Annotated in this window: 16 protein-coding genes; 14 read left to right on the top strand and 2 right to left on the bottom strand. The window is 56.6% G+C overall.

Going from position 1 to position 18,391, the window contains the following annotated elements; all coding sequences use genetic code 11:
• Position 1: 1 nt before the first annotated feature.
• From NIZ92_RS12120 to rpoD, 14 genes are all read left to right on the top strand, one after another.
• Positions 2-637: a tetratricopeptide repeat protein gene (locus tag NIZ92_RS12120; protein WP_254002027.1), complete on the top strand. Its 636-nt coding sequence runs from the start codon at positions 2-4 to the stop codon at positions 635-637.
• A 42-nt stretch (positions 638-679) separates the two neighbouring features.
• Entirely contained in the window at positions 680-1,819 is a 1,140-nt protein-coding gene (gene bamB, locus NIZ92_RS12115) for an outer membrane protein assembly factor BamB (protein WP_301555098.1), read from the top strand.
• Positions 1,816-3,174 carry a ribosome biogenesis GTPase Der gene (der, locus tag NIZ92_RS12110; RefSeq protein WP_009455876.1) on the top strand — a complete coding sequence of 453 codons (1,359 nt, stop codon included), beginning with the start codon at positions 1,816-1,818 and terminating at the stop codon, positions 3,172-3,174. The genes bamB and der overlap by 4 nt, the downstream gene beginning before the upstream one ends.
• Positions 3,174-4,256 carry a histidinol-phosphate transaminase gene (gene hisC, locus NIZ92_RS12105; protein WP_035272281.1) on the top strand — a complete coding sequence of 361 codons (1,083 nt, stop codon included), beginning with the start codon at positions 3,174-3,176 and terminating at the stop codon, positions 4,254-4,256. Before der ends, hisC begins: the two co-directional genes overlap by 1 nt.
• Before the next feature lie 116 nt (positions 4,257-4,372).
• Positions 4,373-4,609 carry an RNA chaperone Hfq gene (gene hfq / locus NIZ92_RS12100; protein WP_003799329.1) on the top strand — a complete coding sequence of 79 codons (237 nt, stop codon included), beginning with the start codon at positions 4,373-4,375 and terminating at the stop codon, positions 4,607-4,609.
• A 78-nt stretch (positions 4,610-4,687) separates the two neighbouring features.
• Positions 4,688-5,776, top strand: coding sequence for a GTPase HflX (gene hflX / locus NIZ92_RS12095; protein WP_009455872.1), 1,089 nt, complete (start codon positions 4,688-4,690; stop codon positions 5,774-5,776).
• Positions 5,760-7,076: an FtsH protease activity modulator HflK gene (hflK, locus tag NIZ92_RS12090; protein ID WP_254002025.1), complete on the top strand. Its 1,317-nt coding sequence runs from the start codon at positions 5,760-5,762 to the stop codon at positions 7,074-7,076. The genes hflX and hflK overlap by 17 nt, the downstream gene beginning before the upstream one ends.
• Before the next feature lie 9 nt (positions 7,077-7,085).
• Positions 7,086-7,973 carry a protease modulator HflC gene (hflC, locus tag NIZ92_RS12085; RefSeq protein WP_021446479.1) on the top strand — a complete coding sequence of 296 codons (888 nt, stop codon included), beginning with the start codon at positions 7,086-7,088 and terminating at the stop codon, positions 7,971-7,973.
• A 170-nt stretch (positions 7,974-8,143) separates the two neighbouring features.
• Positions 8,144-9,301: an ATP phosphoribosyltransferase regulatory subunit gene (locus NIZ92_RS12080; RefSeq protein WP_009455869.1), complete on the top strand. Its 1,158-nt coding sequence runs from the start codon at positions 8,144-8,146 to the stop codon at positions 9,299-9,301.
• A gap of 74 nt (positions 9,302-9,375) precedes the next feature.
• Positions 9,376-10,671 carry an adenylosuccinate synthase gene (locus NIZ92_RS12075; RefSeq protein WP_009455867.1) on the top strand — a complete coding sequence of 432 codons (1,296 nt, stop codon included), beginning with the start codon at positions 9,376-9,378 and terminating at the stop codon, positions 10,669-10,671.
• Positions 10,672-10,825: 154 nt separating this feature from the next.
• On the top strand, positions 10,826-11,371 hold the full coding sequence (locus NIZ92_RS12070; RefSeq protein ID WP_021446480.1) for a phosphoribosyltransferase: 546 nt from the start codon (positions 10,826-10,828) through the stop codon (positions 11,369-11,371).
• Between the two features lie 122 nt (positions 11,372-11,493).
• On the top strand, positions 11,494-11,706 hold the full coding sequence (gene rpsU, locus NIZ92_RS12065) for a 30S ribosomal protein S21 (RefSeq protein WP_003799344.1): 213 nt from the start codon (positions 11,494-11,496) through the stop codon (positions 11,704-11,706).
• On the top strand, positions 11,703-13,709 hold the full coding sequence (gene dnaG, locus NIZ92_RS12060; protein ID WP_035272287.1) for a DNA primase: 2,007 nt from the start codon (positions 11,703-11,705) through the stop codon (positions 13,707-13,709). The genes rpsU and dnaG overlap by 4 nt, the downstream gene beginning before the upstream one ends.
• 259 nt (positions 13,710-13,968) lie before the next feature.
• Positions 13,969-16,191: an RNA polymerase sigma factor RpoD gene (rpoD, locus tag NIZ92_RS12055; RefSeq protein ID WP_021446482.1), complete on the top strand. Its 2,223-nt coding sequence runs from the start codon at positions 13,969-13,971 to the stop codon at positions 16,189-16,191.
• A 214-nt stretch (positions 16,192-16,405) separates the two neighbouring features.
• Here rpoD and NIZ92_RS12050 read toward each other — a convergent pair whose 3' ends face one another.
• Positions 16,406-17,710: a HAMP domain-containing sensor histidine kinase gene (locus tag NIZ92_RS12050; protein WP_247966691.1), complete on the bottom strand. Its 1,305-nt coding sequence runs from the start codon at positions 17,708-17,710 to the stop codon at positions 16,406-16,408.
• Between the two features lie 3 nt (positions 17,711-17,713).
• Positions 17,714-18,388, bottom strand: coding sequence for a response regulator transcription factor (locus NIZ92_RS12045; RefSeq protein WP_026483479.1), 675 nt, complete (start codon positions 18,386-18,388; stop codon positions 17,714-17,716).
• Positions 18,389-18,391: the final 3 nt, after the last annotated feature.

Below are 18,391 nucleotides of genomic sequence, written 5' to 3'. Positions count from 1 at the left end.
CATGGCCTACGATCTTGAAGAACAGGAAAAACTAGATGCCATGCGAGCATGGTGGGACCGCTGGGGCACCTTGTGCATCGTGCTGGCTTTTGCTGCCTTGGCAGCAGTAGCCGGCTGGCGCGGTTGGCAGTGGTATCAGGGGCATCAGGCCGGTCAGGCCATGGGTTACTTTGAGGCGCTGGAAAGTGCGGCTGCCCAGACCGGCGAAGAGGCCGATGCCCGCGTGCTGGCTGCCAGCATGACCTTGCGTAACGATTTCCCCAAGTCCGGCTACACCTCCCGTGGTGTTTTGCTGGCTGCCCAGGCTTTGCAGCAACGTGGCAATCTGACACCTGCTCGTGAGCAACTGGAGTGGATGGTTAAAACCAATCACGACCCGGCGCTGACTCCGCTGGCGCGTTTGCGTCTGGCTGGTATCTTGCTGGAACAGAAGAATTACGATGATGCCCTGGCTCAGCTGACAAATCCTCCTGCCAGCTTTGCCGGTCTGTTTGCGGATCGCAAAGGCGATATTCTGGCCGCCCAAGGGCAGAACGATGCAGCACGCGAAGCCTGGACGCAGGCCGTGGAGTTGCTCAAGCAAGACCCTATTTCGCAGTTGGTACAGATCAAACTTGATGCCCTGGCAGGAGCTTAATTCATGTCTCTTCCTACTATTCGCAAATCCCCATCCTCTGCCATGCGTGTCCTGCGCTTGAGCGCTCTGGCCCTGAGCCTGACCGCTTTGGCCGGTTGCTCCATGTTCTCCAGTAAGGATCCTCGTTTCGAGCCTACGCCTCTGACGGAATACACCCCTGGTGTGGCCGCCAAGATCAGTTGGAGTACCTCGATTGGTAGCGGCGCAGACTCCGGCTTTGCACCGCAAGTCAGTGGCTCCTCGGTCTACGCCGCGACGGTCTCGGGTCAGGTCAGCAAGGTGGATCTGGATACGGGTCGCGTGCAGTGGTCGGCCAATGCCGGCAAGAAGTTGACCGCCGGTGCCGGTTCGGACGGTGTGGTGACTGCGGTCGCTTCGGTGGACGGCAACGTCATTGCGTTTGACGACTCGGGCAAGGAGTTGTGGCGCAGTCGTAGCAGCAGCGCTGTGAATGTGCCGCCTGCTGTGGGTGCCAGTGTGGTTGTGGTGCGTACCAGCGACTACCGCTTGCAGGCATTTGATGCCAGCACAGGCGATCTGCGCTGGAGTCTGCAGCGTCCTGGCCCCGCCTTGTCGCTGAAAACCAGCATGCAAATGCGCATTATTGATGGTTTGTTGCTGGCAGGAATGCCCAACGGCCGTTTGATGGCCATTGACGCGGCTCAAGGTCATCTGGTGTGGGAAGGCAGTATTTCTGTCTCCCGTGGCGCGACGGACCTGGAGCGCATTAATGACGTCGTGGGTGCTCCCCAGGTCGTCGATCCCCTGCTGTGCGGTGCAACCTACCAAGGTCGTGTTGCCTGCTTTGACGTCTCCCAAGGTGGACGACTGGTGTGGGATAGGGAATTTTCGGCCGGTACCGGTATCGCAGCGGACAACCATATGTTGTATGCCGCCAATAGCCGCGACCAGATTGAAGCGTTTGCCATGACAGACGGGCAAACCATCTGGACGCAGAATGCTTTGCGTAACCGTGGTCTGGCTCCTTTGGCCGTCATGCCCCAGGCGCTCGCCGCCGGTGACATGGAAGGCTATGTTCACTTTCTATCGCGACTGGACGGCACCTTGTTGGGTCGGGTCAGTGTCGGCGGTGGTGCCATTGTGTCGCCTTTGATCGGAACCCCGCGTGGGGTCCTGGTTCAGACCGGCAATGGTAATTTGGTCTTGGTTGGAATCAATTGAAAAGCGTTTCTTTTAAGCCCGTAGTGGCTTTGGTCGGTCGGGCCAACGTCGGCAAGTCCACTTTGTTCAACCGCCTGACGCGCTCGCGCGCGGCTCTGGTGGCGAACTTCCCTGGTCTGACCCGCGATCGTCATTACGGCGAAGGTCGGGTTGGCAGCCGCCCCTATATCGTGGTCGATACGGGTGGTTTCGAGCCTGTGGCCAAAACTGGCATGTTGCTGGAGATGGCTCGTCAGACCCAGCAGGCGATCGCCGAAGCTGACGTGGTCGTCTTTCTGGTCGATGCCCGTGAGGGCGTCAATGCACTGGATCTGGAAATTGCGCAGTTGCTGCGCAAGCTGGGTCAGAAAGTGCTGCTGGCCGTCAACAAGGCCGAAGGCATGCGTTACGAGGCCGGTGGCGTGGAATTCCACGAACTGGGCCTGGGTCAGCCTTACCTGATCTCCGCTTCCCACGGCGATGGCGTGGAAGAGCTGATCAACCTGGCACTGGAGCAAGTGCCCAATCCTGAGCCTGAAGAGGATGGCCAGGATGACGATGAATTTCAGCACCGTATCAAGCTGGCGATTGTGGGCCGCCCCAATGTGGGTAAATCCACCTTGATCAATACCCTGGTGGGTGAAGATCGCGTGATTGCGTTTGACCAGCCCGGTACGACGCGTGATGCCATTGAGATCGAGTTCGAGCGCAACGGGGTGGAATACACCCTGATCGACACGGCCGGTTTGCGCAAGCGCGGCAAGGTATTTGAAGCGGTTGAAAAGTTCTCCGTTATCAAGACCTTGCAGGCGATTGAAGCGTGTAACGTGGTCTTGTTGATGATTGACGCTCACACCGAAATTTCCGACCAGGACGCCAGCATTGCGGGCTTCGTGGTGGAAACCGGTCGTGCACTGGTGGTGGGCATCAACAAGTGGGATGGCCTGGACGAGTACCAGCGCGAGTGGATCAAGCGCGAGTTCGATCGCAAATTGCGCTTCCTGAACTTTGCCAAGATGCACACCTTGTCGGCGCTGAAAGGGCAGGGGATCAATCCCTTGCTCAAGTCGGTCAATGCCGCTCATGCGGCTGCCTTCTCCAAGCTGTCCACGCCCAAGCTCACTCGCGTCATGCAAGAAGCGGTGGAACAGCAACAGCCACCGCGCAAGGGCATTTTCCGTCCCAAGTTGCGGTATGCTCACCAAGGTGGCATGAACCCGCCGATCGTGGTGATTCACGGCAACGCCCTGGATGCCATTTCGGACAGTTACCGCCGTTATCTGGAGACGCGTTTTCGCGAGGCCTTCAAGCTGGAAGGCACGCCTTTGCGCATCGAATTCAAATCATCTAAAAACCCTTATCTGAAGGACGCGTAATGAGCCGTTTGTGGAGTGATCATGTAGCGGGGCTTTCACCCTATGTACCGGGTGAGCAGGTCAAGCTGGATAACCTCTTGAAGCTGAACACAAACGAACATCCTTTCGGTCCGTCGCCTAAAGCGCTGGAAGCGATCCGCCAGGCGGCGACCGATGATTTGCGTCTTTACCCTTCCTACAGCGCGCAGGAGCTGCGTGACGCTGTGGCGCACAACCACGGCGTGAAAGCCAATAATGTCTTTTTGGGCAATGGCTCGGACGAAGTGCTGGCCCATGTGTTCAGCGCCTTGTTCCTGCGTGGCGTGCGCCCGGTCCTGCTGCCTGATATCACGTACAGCTTCTACACCACTTACTGTTCGTACTTCGGTGTGCCTGCTGATATCGTGCCGCTGCGCGAGGACTTCACGTTGAATGTGCAGGACTATGTGCGCAAGCGCAGTCTGCCACCTGCCGGCATCATTTTTGCCAACCCCAATGCGCCTACCGGTATTCCGCTGTCTTTGGAAGATATCGAAACCATTCTGGCTGCCAACCCGGACACCACGGTTGTTGTGGACGAGGCTTACGTGGATTTCGGCGGCACGTCCTCGGTCAGCCTGCTGGAAAAGTATGACAACCTGGTTGTCATCCAAACCATGTCCAAGTCGCGTGCCCTGGCAGGCCTGCGTGTGGGTTATGCCCTGGCCAGCGCCGATATCATCCAGGCCCTGGAGCGTGTGAAAGACAGTTTCAACTCCTACCCCATGGACACGATCGCCCAGGTGGGGGCCGTGGCTTCCTTGAAGGATACGGAGTATTTTGCCCGCCAATGCCAGGCTGTGATTGATGCACGCGAGCAGTTGCGCGCTGATCTGGAGCAGCTGGGTTTCGAGATTTTGCCCTCGAAAGCGAACTTTTTGATGGCAACTCACCCTAAGCATTCGGCAGCTGGTATTCAGCAGGCCTTGCGTGAACAGGGGATTTTGGTTCGCCATTTCCGTCAGCCACGCATTGAGCAGTATTTACGTATTACGGTAGGATCGCCCGAGCAATGTGCCCGACTGTGCAACAGTTTGCGGCAGATTTTAGGGCAAGGCGCCTGATATACACCTATTAGATAAAAATCTCCAGTTTGGAACGTGCGAATTCAGGGAAAACCCGGTAAAGTAGTGGGATTCGCTTCCATTTCTGGAAAAACAACATAACCGGAGCCTCACCAATGAGCAATAAAGGGCAAATTCTACAAGACCCGTTTTTGAACGCGCTGCGCAAGGAGCATATCCCTGTGTCGATCTACCTGGTCAACGGCATCAAGCTGCAAGGTCAGATCGAGTCCTTCGATCAGTATGTCGTACTGCTGCGCAATACAGTCACTCAAATGGTGTATAAGCACGCGATCTCTACCGTCGTTCCTGCACGCCCCGTTACTTTGGCTGCGGATGAGCAGGCTGAATAAATCCTCACCCAGTTCTTTGTACTCTGAAAGACCCGTCTCGCGGTGCCCGCGGGCGGGTCTTTGTTTCTGGAGCAAGCGTTGAAGGCACTGGTAATTAGTGTGGATATGGGCGAGCTGGACTACAAGGCCCATGCTGAAGAATTCGTCATGCTGGCTGAAGGGGCGGGCGCCCAGATTATGGAACTGATGGTCGTGCGTCGGTCCCGTCCAGATTCTGCCTACTACATCGGTACGGGCAAGCTGGAAGAGGCCGTCGCCCTGGCCAAGGCAACTGGCGCCGAAGTCGTGCTGTTTGATCATGCCTTGAGCCCGGCCCAGCAGCGTAATCTGGAGCGCAAGCTGGAGCTGCGTGTGGTTGACCGGGTTGCCCTGATTCTGGATATTTTTGCCCTGCGTGCGCAAAGTCACGAAGGTAAATTGCAGGTGGAACTGGCCCAGCTGCAACACCTGACTTCCCGATTGACCCGGATGTGGACGCACTTGGAGCGCCAAAAGGGCGGTATCGGTATGCGCGGTCCAGGTGAATCGCAGCTGGAAATGGACCGCCGGATGATTGGCGACAAAGTCCGTACCTTGCGTGAGCGTCTGGCCAAGGTGCAACGCCAGCGCAGCACCCAACGCCGTGCTCGTTCTCGTAGCGGCACCTTGTCGGTGTCTCTGGTGGGCTACACCAACACGGGAAAATCCACGCTATTTAACGCCTTGACCCGAGCGGACGCCTACGCAGCTGACCAGTTATTTGCTACCTTGGATACCACCACGCGTCGTATCTGGATTGAAGGAGCAGGGCAGGTCGTAATTTCGGATACGGTGGGCTTCATTCGTGAATTGCCACCGACCTTGATTGCCGCTTTCCGGGCCACTTTGGAAGAGACCGTCCATGCAGACGTATTGCTGCATGTGGTCGATGCGGCCAACCCTCAACGCGATGAACAAATCGCTGAAGTTCATAAGGTTCTGGAGGACATCGGGGCCCATGAAATACCTCGCATTCTGGTCTATAACAAAATTGACCAAGCCGGCTATGAGCCACGGGTAGAGCGGGATGAACATGGTACTATTGCCCGAGTCTTTGTTAGCGCTTTAGAGCGCATCGGATTGGATGGCTTGCGTACAGCAATCGTCGAATCAGGTCATTTCGCGGAAAACAATGCGTCTGAACAATAAAATATTCAATCTCAATGATCCCGGTTGGGGACGAGACAGTGGCAAAAACGGTTCCGAGCCACCTCGCCGCCCCGAGAAACAAGATGGCCCGCCTGACCTCGACGAGGTATGGCGTGACTTCAACAGTCGCTTGGGGTCTTTATTCGGCAAAAAGGGACGTCGCTCCCCTCCCGGTGGCATGCCTCCGGGTAGCGGTAATGGCCCATCCATCCCCAAAGGCTCGCCCAAGCTGCTGATCATCGGCGGTGTGGTCGCGGTCGGTCTGTGGATGGCCAGTGGCTTTACCATCGTGCAGGAAGGTCAGGTTGCCGTGGTTACCCGTTTTGGCGAGTACACGAAAACTCTGAATCCCGGTTTGCAGTGGCGTTGGCCCGCTCCCATCGAAGATCACCAGACTGTGAATATTTCGCAGTTGCGTACCTTTGAAGTGGGCTACCGCGGCAGTGCACGCAATAAAGTTCTACCTGAATCCCTGATGCTGACAACCGACGAGAACATCGTCGACATGCAGTATGTGGTTCAGTACCGTTTGCTGCCTACAGGCGCACCGGACTACCTGTTCAACACCAATAATCCGGACGAGTCGGTACGTCAGGCGGCTGAAACCGCCATGCGTGAAGTCGTGGGCAAGCAGCCCATGGACTCCGTGCTGTACTCCGGCCGTACCCAGATTGCATCGGACGTGCAGCAGTTGGCCCAGTCCATTTTGGACCGCTACCGTACCGGCATTCAGATCAGCACCGTAGCTATCCAGAACGTGCAGCCGCCCGAGCAGGTTCAGGCCGCCTTTGACGATGCCGTCAAGGCCGGTCAGGACCGCGAGCGTCAGATCAACGAAGGTCAGGCCTACGCCAACAAGGTGTTGCCCGAAGCCGCTGGTCAAGTGGCTCGCATGATGCAGGAGTCTGAGGGTTACAAGGCTCGTGTGATCGGTGATGCCAAGGGTGACACTGCACGTTTCGGCAGCGTCGAGGCCGAGTACGTGAAGGCTCCCGGTGTAACGCGGGATCGTCTGTACCTGTCCACGATTCAGGAAATCCTGGAGAGCACCAGCAAGGTACTGGTTGATACCCGTAGCGATAACAACATGATCTATCTGCCTTTGGACAAGATCCTGCGTCAGGTGGGCAGCCGTACCGATATGGAGCCATCCGCTCCTGTCGCCTCGGCCGCTTCGCAAGGACAGATCAGCCGTCCAGCTCCGGCTGCGGCACCCAAAGCGCCTGCGCCAGCCAATCCAGCCGGTCTGGATACCTCGCTGGGCTCTTTGGTCAGTCCTTATTCCCCATACGCACGCTAGGAGAGCTTGATGCAACGTTTATTTCCTGCTCTGGTGGCCCTGGCGGTAATTGTCGGTCTGCTGCTGTCTTCCGTTTTCATCGTGCGTGAGCGCGATGCGGCTCTGGTTTTTGCGCTGGGTGAAGTGCGCGGTACCATCACGACCCCTGGCCTGTACTTCAAGCTGCCACCGCCATTTGAAAACGTGGTGTTCCTGGACAAACGTCTGCAGACGATTGAAACCAAGGATCCTGAGCGTATTCAGACGGCTGAAAAGAAAAACCTGCTAATCGACTCGTACGTCAAATGGCGCATTTCCGATCCACGCCTGTTTTACGTGACCTTTGGCGCAACGGATCGTGGTGCTGTCGAGCGTTTGCAAGCCCAGATTCGTGACGCCCTGAACGCTTCGGTGAACGTGCGCACGGTGAAAGAAGTGGTTTCCACCGAGCGTGATGCCATCATGCGTGAAGTGCTGACGGCCGTTGAGGCCCGTGCCCGTCCTTTGGGTGTGGAAGTGATTGACGTGCGTTTGCGTCGTATTGACTTCGCTCCCGAGATTTCGGAATCGGTGTACCGTCGTATGGAAGCTGAACGTACACAAGAAGCCAACCGTTTGCGTGCAACCGGTGCTGCTGAAAGTGAGCGTATCCGTGCCGAAGCCGAACGTCAGCGTGAAGAGTTGCTGGCCGACGCGTATGCCCAAGCTCAGGCCATCCGTGGTCAGGGTGATGGTGAAGCCGCTGCCATTTACTCCGATAGTTATGGCAAGAACCCCGAGTTCTATCGTTTCTACCGCAGTCTGGAAGCCTACCGCAGTGCTTTCAGCAAACAGACCGACACACTGGTCATCAGCCCTGACTCTGATTTCTTCAAGTATTGGGGCAAGCAAGGATCACCCGCAGCACCTGCGAACTGATCCCCGCTAGAGAACTTAGGGCCGCTGGGTGTTCCACCCGCGGCCCTGATCGTTTATACTAGCGTGTAAGTTACTAACACCACTTCGCATGCGACTTGGGCGGCTTACAGGCCCCAAGTCGCTTTTTGTTTGGCTGAAACTTTCGTTTATAAGTAGTCCGAGGCACGAGTATGTCCAATTGGTTGTTGCCAGAGAGCCTGGCTGATATCTTGCCTGCAGAGGCGCGCCGCATCGAAGAACTGCGCCGCGATTTGCTAGACTTGTATCGTACTTACGGGTTCGAACTGGTAGCTCCACCTTTGGTGGAGTATCTGGAATCCCTGCAAGCGGTTTCTGGCACAGATCTGAATCTGCGTACCAGCAAAGTCGTCGATCAAATCTCGGGTCGTACCATGGGCGTACGCGCCGACATGACCCCCCAGGTGGCACGTATCGACGCTCACTTGCTTAACCGCGAAGGCGTCACTCGGCTTTGCTACTGTGGTTCGGTCTTGCATGCCCGTCCGGCTGGTTTGTTGTCGGATCGTGAATTGCTGCAGATTGGCGCGGAAATTTTCGGTCATGCTGGTATTGAGTCCGATCTGGAAGTGGTGCAACTGGCGCTGGAAAGCGTGGGCCGGGCAGGGGTGCATCATCCTCGCCTGGACTTGAACTACCCCGATCTGGGGCGCTTTCTGATCGAGCGCGATCCTATTTTGAAAACCCGCGTGGCAGAAGTGTGTGAGCTTCTGAACGCCAAAGATGTGTCGGGCCTGCGCGCCCTGGGTCGTGAGTCGGGCTGTCTGCCTGAAACCACCCGCTATCTGCTGGCTTTGACCTCGCTGTATGGCGATGGCAGCGTACTGGAGCGTGCCCGCAGTGTTCTGCCGGACGAACCGGAAGTGCGCGAAGCTCTGGGTAGCCTGCGCAGCTTCATTGATGCCTTGCCTGGCCACGAAATTACGGTGGACCTGGCCGACATCGGCAGCGGTTATGCCTACCATTCGGGCCTGATCTTTTCGGTGTACGCCGAAGGCTGGCACGATGCCTTGGTCAAGGGCGGACGCTTTGACGGTATTGGCCGCATGTATGGTCGTGCTCGTCCTGCAACCGGCTTCAGCCTGGATTTGCGCAAGCTCTCGGCTGGCTTGGCACCGGCTCAGGCAGCCCGTGCAGTACGTGCTCCCTGGGGGAGTGATGCGGCCCTGACGGCAGCGGTCAAGCAGCTGCGTCAAAACGGTGAAATTGTGATTCAGATGCTGCCCGGTCAGGAGCTGAATCTGGATGAATTCGTGATCGATCGCGAGCTGGTCTCGTTGGACGGTCAGTGGCAAGTTAGGGCGCTGTAAGCCAGGCGGCTTGTAGCGTTGGTGATTGTTATTGGTCCGGCACCGTGCCGGCCTCCTTTATTCTGATACTAGACATGAGCAAAAACCTTGTGGTGATTGGCACCCAGTGGGGTGACGAAGGCAAAGGCAAGATCGTCGACTGGCTGGCCGAGTCCGCGCATGGCGTGGTTCGTTTCCAGGGTGGGCATAACGCTGGCCATACATTGTGGATTAATGGCAAGAAGACCATTCTGCGCTTGATTCCGTCGGGCATCATGCACGAGCACGTCACTTGCTACATTGGCAATGGCGTGGTGCTGTCGCCTGAGGCCCTCTTGACTGAAATCGCCGAGCTGGAAGCTGCCGGTCTGGACGTGCGTTCGCGCCTGCAGATCTCGCCCGCTTGCCCGCTGATTTTGCCTTACCACATCGCCGTGGACCAGGCTCGTGAAAAGCGTAAAGGCGACGGCAAGATCGGTACGACCGGTCGCGGTATCGGCCCTGCTTACGAAGACAAGGTGGCACGCCGTGCCCTGCGTGTTCAGGACCTGTACGATCCCGAAATCTTTGACGAAAAACTGTCCGAAGCGCTGGATTACCACAACTTCGTGCTGACTCAGTACCTGGGCGCTGAAGCTGTTTCTGCCGAACAGGTTCGCGACCTGGCCATGAAGCACGCTGAACAGCTGGCTCCTATGGTCGCTGATGTGTCCAACAACCTGTATCAGGCCAAGAAAGCAGGGCAGAAACTCCTGTTTGAAGGTGCCCAGGGTGCATTGTTGGATATTGACCACGGTACATACCCCTTCGTGACCAGCAGCAACTGCTTGTCCGGTGCCGCTTCCGCAGGTTCGGGTGTGGGTCCTCAGGAATTGAGCTACGTGCTCGGTATCGCCAAGTCCTACACCACTCGCGTGGGTTCGGGGCCATTCCCGACCGAGTTGCTGGATGACACCGGCATGCGTCTGGCTACGGTTGGCAAGGAATTCGGTTCCGTTACCGGTCGTCCACGTCGTTGCGGCTGGTTTGATGCGGCGGCCATGAAGCGTTCGGTCATGATTAACGGTATTTCCGGTCTGTGCATTACCAAGCTGGACGTGCTGGACGGCGTTGAGCAAATCAAGATTGGTGTGGGTTACCGCTACAAGGGCGAGTTCCTGGACGTCCTGCCCTACGGCGCACACGCGGTTGCCGAAGCCGAGCCCGTTCTGGAAGAAATGCCCGGCTGGACCGAGTCCACCGTGGGCGTGACCGACTACGACAAGTTGCCTATCAACGCTCGTCGTTACCTGGAACGTATTGCTGAACTGTGCGATGTACCTATCGACATGGTTTCCACAGGGCCAGATCGCAACGAAACCATCGTATTGCGCGATCCGTTTACCAAATAAGCGATTTATCGCGGTATAATGCCTTGCACCGTTGTACGGTGCGTACAGAGCGGCCTGAAGGGCCGCTTTGTCGTTCTGGACGCTGCGTTGGCCTACCAGACTCTTGTTTTGCAGGTACCAAAGCGCAGCTAGTGCATTTATATCTGGAATACATATGAGTCTGCCCCCAAATAGCGATACTGATGAATGGGTTTCCTGGGAACAATACAATCGCCTGATTGAACAATTGGCCCTGAGCATTCACGAATCAGGCTGGAAATTCGACAAAATTGTTTGCCTGGCCCGAGGCGGCATGAGAGTGGGAGACGTTATTTCGCGCATCTATGATGTACCCCTGGGTATTTTGGCCACCAGCAGCTATCGCGAAGCCGCCGGTACCGAACAGGGTGATCTGGATATTGCGCAATACATCACCATTACCCGTGGCACCCTGGATGGCAATGTGCTGCTGGTCGATGATATGGTCGATACGGGCAAGACTTTTATGCGTGTACGTGATCACCTGCGTGCACAGTTTCCCGCGATCACCGAGCTGAAAACCGCCGTTTTGTGGTGGAAAGGCCACGCCCAGGTCGACCCAGACTACTACGTGTCCAAGTTGCCCACAAATCCCTGGATTCATCAGCCTTTTGAGGACTACGATAGCATTCGCCCTCATCAGCTGGACGCCTGGATCCGTAAGGGTACCGGCCAGGCTTGATCGCTGGCATTCAGATAATTGGTGGATAGCCTAATTGCGCCTTGCTTGGTGTATGCCAGCAATCGTGCTACCATATTGGGCTATCTGTTACGCTAACTCTTTTTACAAAGGTCAGGGATTACATGTCCATTGTTCGCCTGAAAGAAAACGAACCCTTTGAAGTTGCTCTGCGCCGCTTCAAACGCACTATTGAAAAAACCGGTCTGTTGACCGAGCTGCGTTCGCGCGAATTCTACGAAAAGCCAACGGCTGAGCGCAAGCGCAAGCACGCTGCCGCCGTGAAGCGTCACTACAAACGCATCCGCAGCCAGCAACTGCCTCCACGCTTGTATTGATCCCTGAATCTTTTGTTCAGGAACTGCTCGCCCGTGTCGATGTCGTAGATGTCGTCGGGCGGTACGTGCAGTTGCGTAAAGGCGGGGCCAACTTGCTTGGCCTGTGCCCTTTTCACAACGAAAAATCCCCTTCATTTACAGTCAGTCCCACCAAGCAGTTTTACCATTGCTTCGGTTGTGGCGCTCACGGATCGGCTATCTCGTTCCTGATGGAACACACAGGGGCTTCATTCCCCGAGGCGGTACGCAGCTTAGCTGGTTCCGTCGGAATGACTGTGCCCGAAGCAGATCGCACCCCACGCCAACGTGCTGCCGATGCGCGTCGTAAAGACGAGTTGTCGCGTCAGCATCATATTCTTGAAACGGCACAGGGGCATTACCTACGTCAGCTAAAACAGTCACCCATTGCTATCGACTATCTAAAACGTCGTGGTCTGGATGGGGAGACGGCTGCCCGTTTCGGGTTGGGCTGGACAGGTACGGAGCGACGCGGCTTATCGGCTGTATTTCCGCAGTACGAAGACAAGCAACTGGTTGAGTCCGGCTTGGTGATCGAGTCCGAAGATGGTCGTCGCTACGACCGTTTCCGTTCACGTATCATGTTTCCGATCCGCAGTACCAAGGGCCATATCATTGGCTTTGGTGGCCGTCTGATCGAAAAAGGTGAACCCAAGTACCTGAATTCGCCGGAAACCACGCTGTTTTCCAAAGGACACGAGCTGTACGGCTTGTGGGAAGGACGTCAGGGCATACGCAAAGAAGGCTTTGTCCTGATTGTTGAAGGTTATATGGACGTGGTGGCGCTGTCGCAACATGGCTTGCACAATGCCGTAGCGACCTTGGGCACCGCGACAACCGAATACCACATCACCAAATTGATGCGCGCCAGCGACAGGCTGGTGTTTTGCTTTGATGGTGACGGGGCAGGGCGCAAGGCCGCCTGGCGTGCCTTGAATACCTGCTTGCCGCTGGTACGTGACGATGTGTCCATCCGCTTCATGTTCCTGGCGGATAACCACGACCCCGATTCTTTTGTTCGTGAGCACGGCGCTGCCGCGTTTCGCGAGCAGGCCCAGGAAGCAGCAGCTTTGTCGCGCTTCTTCCTGGACGAGCTGGCAGCCCGCCATCGCATGGACGAGGCCGAAGGCCGCGCGGCTTGCGTGCACGAGGCTTTGCCTTTGTTGCTGGAACTGGCTGACAGTACCTTGAAGGTGCAGATTCAGCACGAATTTGCCCGCATGGTGCTGCTGACGCCAGACGAGCTGGCGCAGCGCCTGAGTACCGTAGAGCCGGTTCGCCGGCCTGCCGTGGATACGCCGCCGGCTCAGGATGGTCTGGTAGCCAGACCACCGGTTCCGGCACAGCCAGCACCATCTTCAGATGGCATGGAGCCGTTTGAAGACGGTTTTGACGGTTCCTTTGCTGACAGCCTGCCTATGGATGGCTGGCAGGACGAGCCCGATTGGCAGCCTCAGGAGCAATATCAGGAGCGGCCAGCATCAGGTCGCGGCAAGGGTGGCAAGAATAATCGTCAACGGCAAGAGCGCGCTGTCCTGGGTGGCAGCCGCGCCGTGACTCCGATGGCCAAGCGATTGCTGCGCTTGCTCATTGGGCATCCAACCCTGGTGGGAGGGTTGGGCGATCAACAACTTGAAATTTTGGCGCAAAGTCCCCACTTACGTTTAGTGCAAGAGCTGATTGCCTTAAGCAATATCAGCTCGGCGCGTCATGCAGGTGCGTTGCTGGAGGCCGTGGATCCCGAGTCCGACCTGGCCCCCGTGCTCGAAGCGCTGGCCACGGAGCTCTTGGGCGAAGAAGAATTGCCCGATCCGCAGGGTGAATGGCGTGATGCGCTGCATCGCATCGAACTGGATGCGATCAAGGCAGAGCAGTCGGCATTGGTGGCCACGGGCTTGCAAGAGCCCGAACAGCGTCAGCGTTATCAAGAATTGACACGCCGTATTGCTTTGTTGAATGCTGCTTATACTCGGCAAGTGAAGTAAAATATTGGGTTATGTGTTGTGTTTGTGGCCGGCCAGGGGGTTAAAACTGGTACGCGAGCAAATGCGGCGGGTTAGCGGATTGTGAACCACCTTATGCCTTGAGCCCATGAGCCAGGGATTAAATGACTTAGGGTTCGCTCGCGCAACACGCCCAGGAGCAAGCCGGTTGTGAACACGCTCATTATCAGGCTCTTGCCTGTACGACTCGGTGGCTACATATTTAGTGCCACAGGGGTAAATGGCGTCTATGGAAGAAAATATGACTCAAACGACTGGTAAAACCTCGACGACGGTCTCTCGGTCTGCTAAGAAAACCTTGGCCGCGACAGCAAAATCAGGGGCATCAAGCTCGGTAGAGCTCGATGAGCTTCACGAAAGTGGAGAGCCAGGCGCAGCGCCTGCCAAAAAGGCAGCTAAAAAGGCGGCTGCTAAAAAAACGGTAGCCAAAAAAGCGGCTGCCAAGAAAACAGCGGCTAAAGCCGCTACCGGCGGTCGCCGTGGACGTCCTGCAAAGAATGCCAATAACGACGGTATCGACTTTGTCGATGACGACGAAATGGGCGAAGAAGAGGTCATTCCTGATCTCAAGCCGGTGGCCAAGCGTGGTGCCAAGCGCGCCAAAGCCGAAAAAGATGTATTCGGTGTCCGTGGCCAACTGAGCCCTGAAGAACAGGAAGCCCGCCGCAATCGTCTCAAAGCCCTGATCAAGCTGGGTAAGGACCGCGGTTACCTGACCTACAGTGAAATCAACGATCACCTGCCTGATGATCTGGTGGATGTCGAAGCCATTGATGGCATTATCGGCACCTTCAGTGACATGGGTATTTCGGTTTACGACCAGGCTCCCGACGCTGACACCTTGCTCATGAGCGATAACGCGCCCATGGCATCCAGCGACGATGACGTCGAGGACGAAGCTGAAGCCGCTTTGACGACCGTGGATTCCGACTTCGGTCGCACGACTGACCCTGTGCGTATGTACATGCGCGAAATGGGTTCGGTGGAACTGCTGACCCGCGAAGGCGAAATTGAAATCGCCAAGCGTATCGAAGATGGCTTGAAGCACATGGTGATGGCTATCGCCGCGTGCCCAACCACGGTTAACGAGATCCTGGCCTACGTTCAGCGTGTACGCGAAGGCGTCATGCAGATTGACGAAGTGGTTGACGGTCTGGTGGACGATGATGGCGAAGAATACGCCGGTTCCGGTGTCACCGCTGACGACGAGGACGAAGGTCCAGCCGGCGGCATGAGCAGCAAGCAGATTGAATACCTGCGCAACAAGTCGCTCAAGAAATTCGACATTATTGGCGAATGGTTTGACAAGATGCGCGTGTCCTTCGAGTCCGAAGGTTACAAGAGCGCAGGCTATGTGCAAGCCCAGGAAACCATCCTGAATGAATTCATGGGCATTCGCTTTACCGCCAAGATGGTGGAAAAGCTGGCCGATACCATGCGTGAGCAGGTTGCCATCGTGCGTCAGCACGAGCGCGAAATCCTGAACATCTGTGTGGATCGTGCTGATATGCCACGTGCACACTTCATCAAGGCTTTCCCCGGCAACGAAACCAATCTGGATTGGGTGGTGCAGGAGGTGGCTGCAGGCCATCCTTACAGCTCGATTCTGGAGCGCCACATCCCTGCCATTCAGGAAGTTCAGCAAAAGCTGATCGACCTGCAAACCAGCGTTGTGCTGCCTTTGAAGGACTTGAAAGAAGTCAACAAACGCATGACCACGGGCGAAGCCAAGGCACGTAAAGCCAAGCGCGAAATGACCGAGGCCAACTTGCGTCTGGTGATCTCCATCGCCAAGAAGTACACCAATCGTGGCTTGCAGTTCCTGGACCTGATTCAGGAAGGCAATATCGGTCTGATGAAGGCGGTGGACAAGTTCGAATACCGTCGTGGCTACAAATTCTCTACGTACGCTACGTGGTGGATTCGTCAGGCCATTACGCGTTCGATCGCTGACCAGGCCCGCACGATTCGTATTCCGGTTCACATGATCGAGACGATCAACAAGATGAACCGTATCAATCGTCAGATCCTGCAGGAAACCGGCGTTGAGCCCGATCCCGCAACCCTGGCCCAGAAGATGGACATGCCCGAAGACAAGGTTCGCAAGATCCTGAAGATCGCCAAAGAGCCTATCTCCATGGAAACGCCTATCGGTGACGATGACGATTCCCACCTGGGCGATTTCATCGAGGACAACAACACCGTTTCGCCATCGGATTCCGCTTTGCATGGCTCCATGCGCGATGTGGTGAAAGATGTCCTGGATTCCTTGACGCCACGCGAAGCCAAAGTGCTGCGCATGCGTTTTGGTATCGAGATGAGCACTGACCAGACTCTGGAAGAAGTGGGTAAGCAGTTTGACGTTACGCGTGAGCGTATTCGTCAAATAGAAGCTAAAGCTTTGCGCAAGCTGCGTCATCCTAGCCGTGCCGACAAACTGAAGAGCTTCCTGGAAAGCCAGTAAGTCTTTAGCAAGTCTGCTTGAGCAAGATAAAAAACCCGGTCTGAATAAGACCGGGTTTTTTTGTGCTCATTGCCCAGCCTTTTAAAATCTCTTTTCAAGGGTTAGGCGCTGCAGTTGAGAAAAGCTTACTAGGTCTTTGGTCTTGCCTGTCGCAATGAGTTTTTGGTGCTCTTGGCGATACCGTTCGTGCAGATAAGTTTGCCGTTTCAGGATATCAGGACGGATCCAGATCCAGCTTGAATACACAGCCTTTGCCATTCGGCCCGCTTTGTACACTTAAACTCCAGCCTTGCGCCAGCGCTAGTTGGCGTGCCAGTGCCAGGCCTATGCCTCTGTGGCCTTCTTCACGCAGTCCTGTCGTCAGTTGTCTCCCCTGGCTGAAGTGGCGCTCAAAGATCAGGATTTGATCTTGTTTGGCAATGCCGGGGCCGTCGTCTTGCAAAGCCAGGACTGAGGGGGCAATCCAGCTCAGTTGCAGCTTGCAGGGGGCGGCGTGGTCGATGGCATTGCGCATCAGGATGCGCAGCAACATGGACAGGGCATAGGGGTCCAAGGTGTAGAGCAAGTGGTCAGGCACCAAATTGCTCCAACGTACTTGCTGGCTATCCGCATCCAGCAGGGCGACGGCCTGCCAGGTCTGTTGAGCCAGCTCGTGGACCTCGACTTCGCGCACATGGCGCTCTGCGGTGTAAGCCAGGCTTTCTGCGGCATCCAGGCTGGCGGTGACGGCATCGGCGTGGACCATCATGCGTTGCAGGCGCTGTTGTTGCGGGCCTTCGGGCAGTTGCAGCAGCAAAAGCTCGCAATCGCTGCGTATGGCGGTCAGCCCTGTACGCAGCTCGTGGCCCAGATTGGCGGCGAACTCGCGTTCATGCGTCAGTAGTTCCTCAACTTGCTCCTGCATGCGATTAAAGGCTCGGATCAGCCGGCCAGCTTCATCATCCTGATGTTCGGGTAGGCCGGAGCGGCCGGGTGCCCAGTTTTCCAGATGGCGGGACAGGGTCAGCATGGGAGCCACAGCGTGGCGGGCTACTCGACGCCCGAGTAAAAACACCAGCAATATCGTGGCCGAACCGATCAGGAGCAGAATCAGGCCAAACTCGCGCACTCGGTCTTCGTGAGGGGTGGCGCGATACACCAGATACAGTTGGCCTTGCTCTTTGTCCTGGCGCAGTACGTGCCAGGTGTCGCTACCCAGATGAAATTCGTAAATGCCCGGTTCGGGAACACGGGCAAATTCGGGCAAGTTGTCCAGAGTTTGGCCCGGCAAAAACCAATAGCTGTCCAGCTCTGCGCCCAGGGCTTCACTGCGGTCGTAGGCGCTGTCGGGTAAAAGAGTGGGGTTGCGAGCGTAGGAGACCAGCATGGCGTTGACCATCTCGTCTTCCATGCGCGCAAAGGCGACATAGGCCAGTCCCCCCATAATGATGACCAGCAAGGCGGCAATCAGGGTCAGGGCCCAGGATACACGCTGGGTAAGGGTGCTCATGAAGCGGCTGCGGCGCGGGGCTTTGGCCATCCCTTAGCTCTCCTGTTGCAAACGCCAGCCCATGCCGGGCAAGGTTTCAATGGTGCCTGCGCCAGCCTCGGACAAGGCGCGGCGCAAGATATGGATTTGACTGCGCAAGGCTTCTGGCGACGGAGCGCCTTGGGGCCACAGGGTTTTTTCCAGGGAGCGGCGTGTCAGAATGGCTTGCGGGTCGCGTAACAGGGCTTCCAGTAACTGGCGGGCTTTGAAGCTCAGGTGCAGTTCCTGACCGCTGACGCTGACCAGCGCCGTATCCAGGTTGTATTCCAGACGGCCCCAATGCAGTGAGCCGTGCTGCACTTGTGGTGGGCCACGACGCATCAGAGCGCGTAGCCGGGCTTCGACTTCAGCCAGGGCAAAAGGTTTGATCAGATAGTCGTCCGCCCCTAGGTCAAAGGCCGTGAGCTTGCTTTCCAGCTGGCTGCGGGCTGTCAGTACCAAGGTCGGGATGGGGGTTTGACTGGACTGGCGCAGGGCCTGGAGTACACCAAAACCATCCAGACCGGGCAAGCCCAGATCCAGTACCAATGCATCAAAATCCTGTTCTTGCAGCAGTGTCAGTGCACCATTGCCGTCGTAGGCGGCATCCACAGCAAAGCCTTTCAGTTCCAGATAGGTATAAAGATTTTCGGCAATGGTCGTATCGTTTTCAACAATCAGGACACGCATGAC

The organism is Alcaligenes sp. 1735tsa3, from assembly GCF_024134565.1.
GTDB classification, from domain to species: Bacteria; Pseudomonadota; Gammaproteobacteria; order Burkholderiales; family Burkholderiaceae_B; genus Alcaligenes; species Alcaligenes phenolicus.
Note: the sequence above shows the minus strand (reverse complement) of the source record. Positions and strands in the feature narration are given on the sequence as shown.

Excerpts from the sequence above, each read along its gene's own strand:
- NIZ92_RS12045 (WP_026483479.1), bottom strand. The coding sequence starts at position 18,388 with ATGCGTGTCCTGATTGTTGAAAACGATACGACCATTGCCGAAAATCTT.
- rpsU (WP_003799344.1), top strand. The coding sequence starts at position 11,494 with ATGTCCATTGTTCGCCTGAAAGAAAACGAACCCTTTGAAGTTGCTCTG.
- hfq (WP_003799329.1), top strand. The coding sequence starts at position 4,373 with ATGAGCAATAAAGGGCAAATTCTACAAGACCCGTTTTTGAACGCGCTG.
- NIZ92_RS12070 (WP_021446480.1), top strand. The coding sequence starts at position 10,826 with ATGAGTCTGCCCCCAAATAGCGATACTGATGAATGGGTTTCCTGGGAA.
- bamB (WP_301555098.1), top strand. The coding sequence starts at position 680 with ATGCGTGTCCTGCGCTTGAGCGCTCTGGCCCTGAGCCTGACCGCTTTG.
- NIZ92_RS12075 (WP_009455867.1), top strand. The coding sequence starts at position 9,376 with ATGAGCAAAAACCTTGTGGTGATTGGCACCCAGTGGGGTGACGAAGGC.
- NIZ92_RS12050 (WP_247966691.1), bottom strand. The coding sequence starts at position 17,710 with ATGGCCAAAGCCCCGCGCCGCAGCCGCTTCATGAGCACCCTTACCCAG.
- hisC (WP_035272281.1), top strand. The coding sequence starts at position 3,174 with ATGAGCCGTTTGTGGAGTGATCATGTAGCGGGGCTTTCACCCTATGTA.
- hflK (WP_254002025.1), top strand. The coding sequence starts at position 5,760 with ATGCGTCTGAACAATAAAATATTCAATCTCAATGATCCCGGTTGGGGA.
- rpoD (WP_021446482.1), top strand. The coding sequence starts at position 13,969 with ATGACTCAAACGACTGGTAAAACCTCGACGACGGTCTCTCGGTCTGCT.
- NIZ92_RS12080 (WP_009455869.1), top strand. The coding sequence starts at position 8,144 with ATGTCCAATTGGTTGTTGCCAGAGAGCCTGGCTGATATCTTGCCTGCA.
- NIZ92_RS12120 (WP_254002027.1), top strand. The coding sequence starts at position 2 with ATGGCCTACGATCTTGAAGAACAGGAAAAACTAGATGCCATGCGAGCA.
- hflC (WP_021446479.1), top strand. The coding sequence starts at position 7,086 with ATGCAACGTTTATTTCCTGCTCTGGTGGCCCTGGCGGTAATTGTCGGT.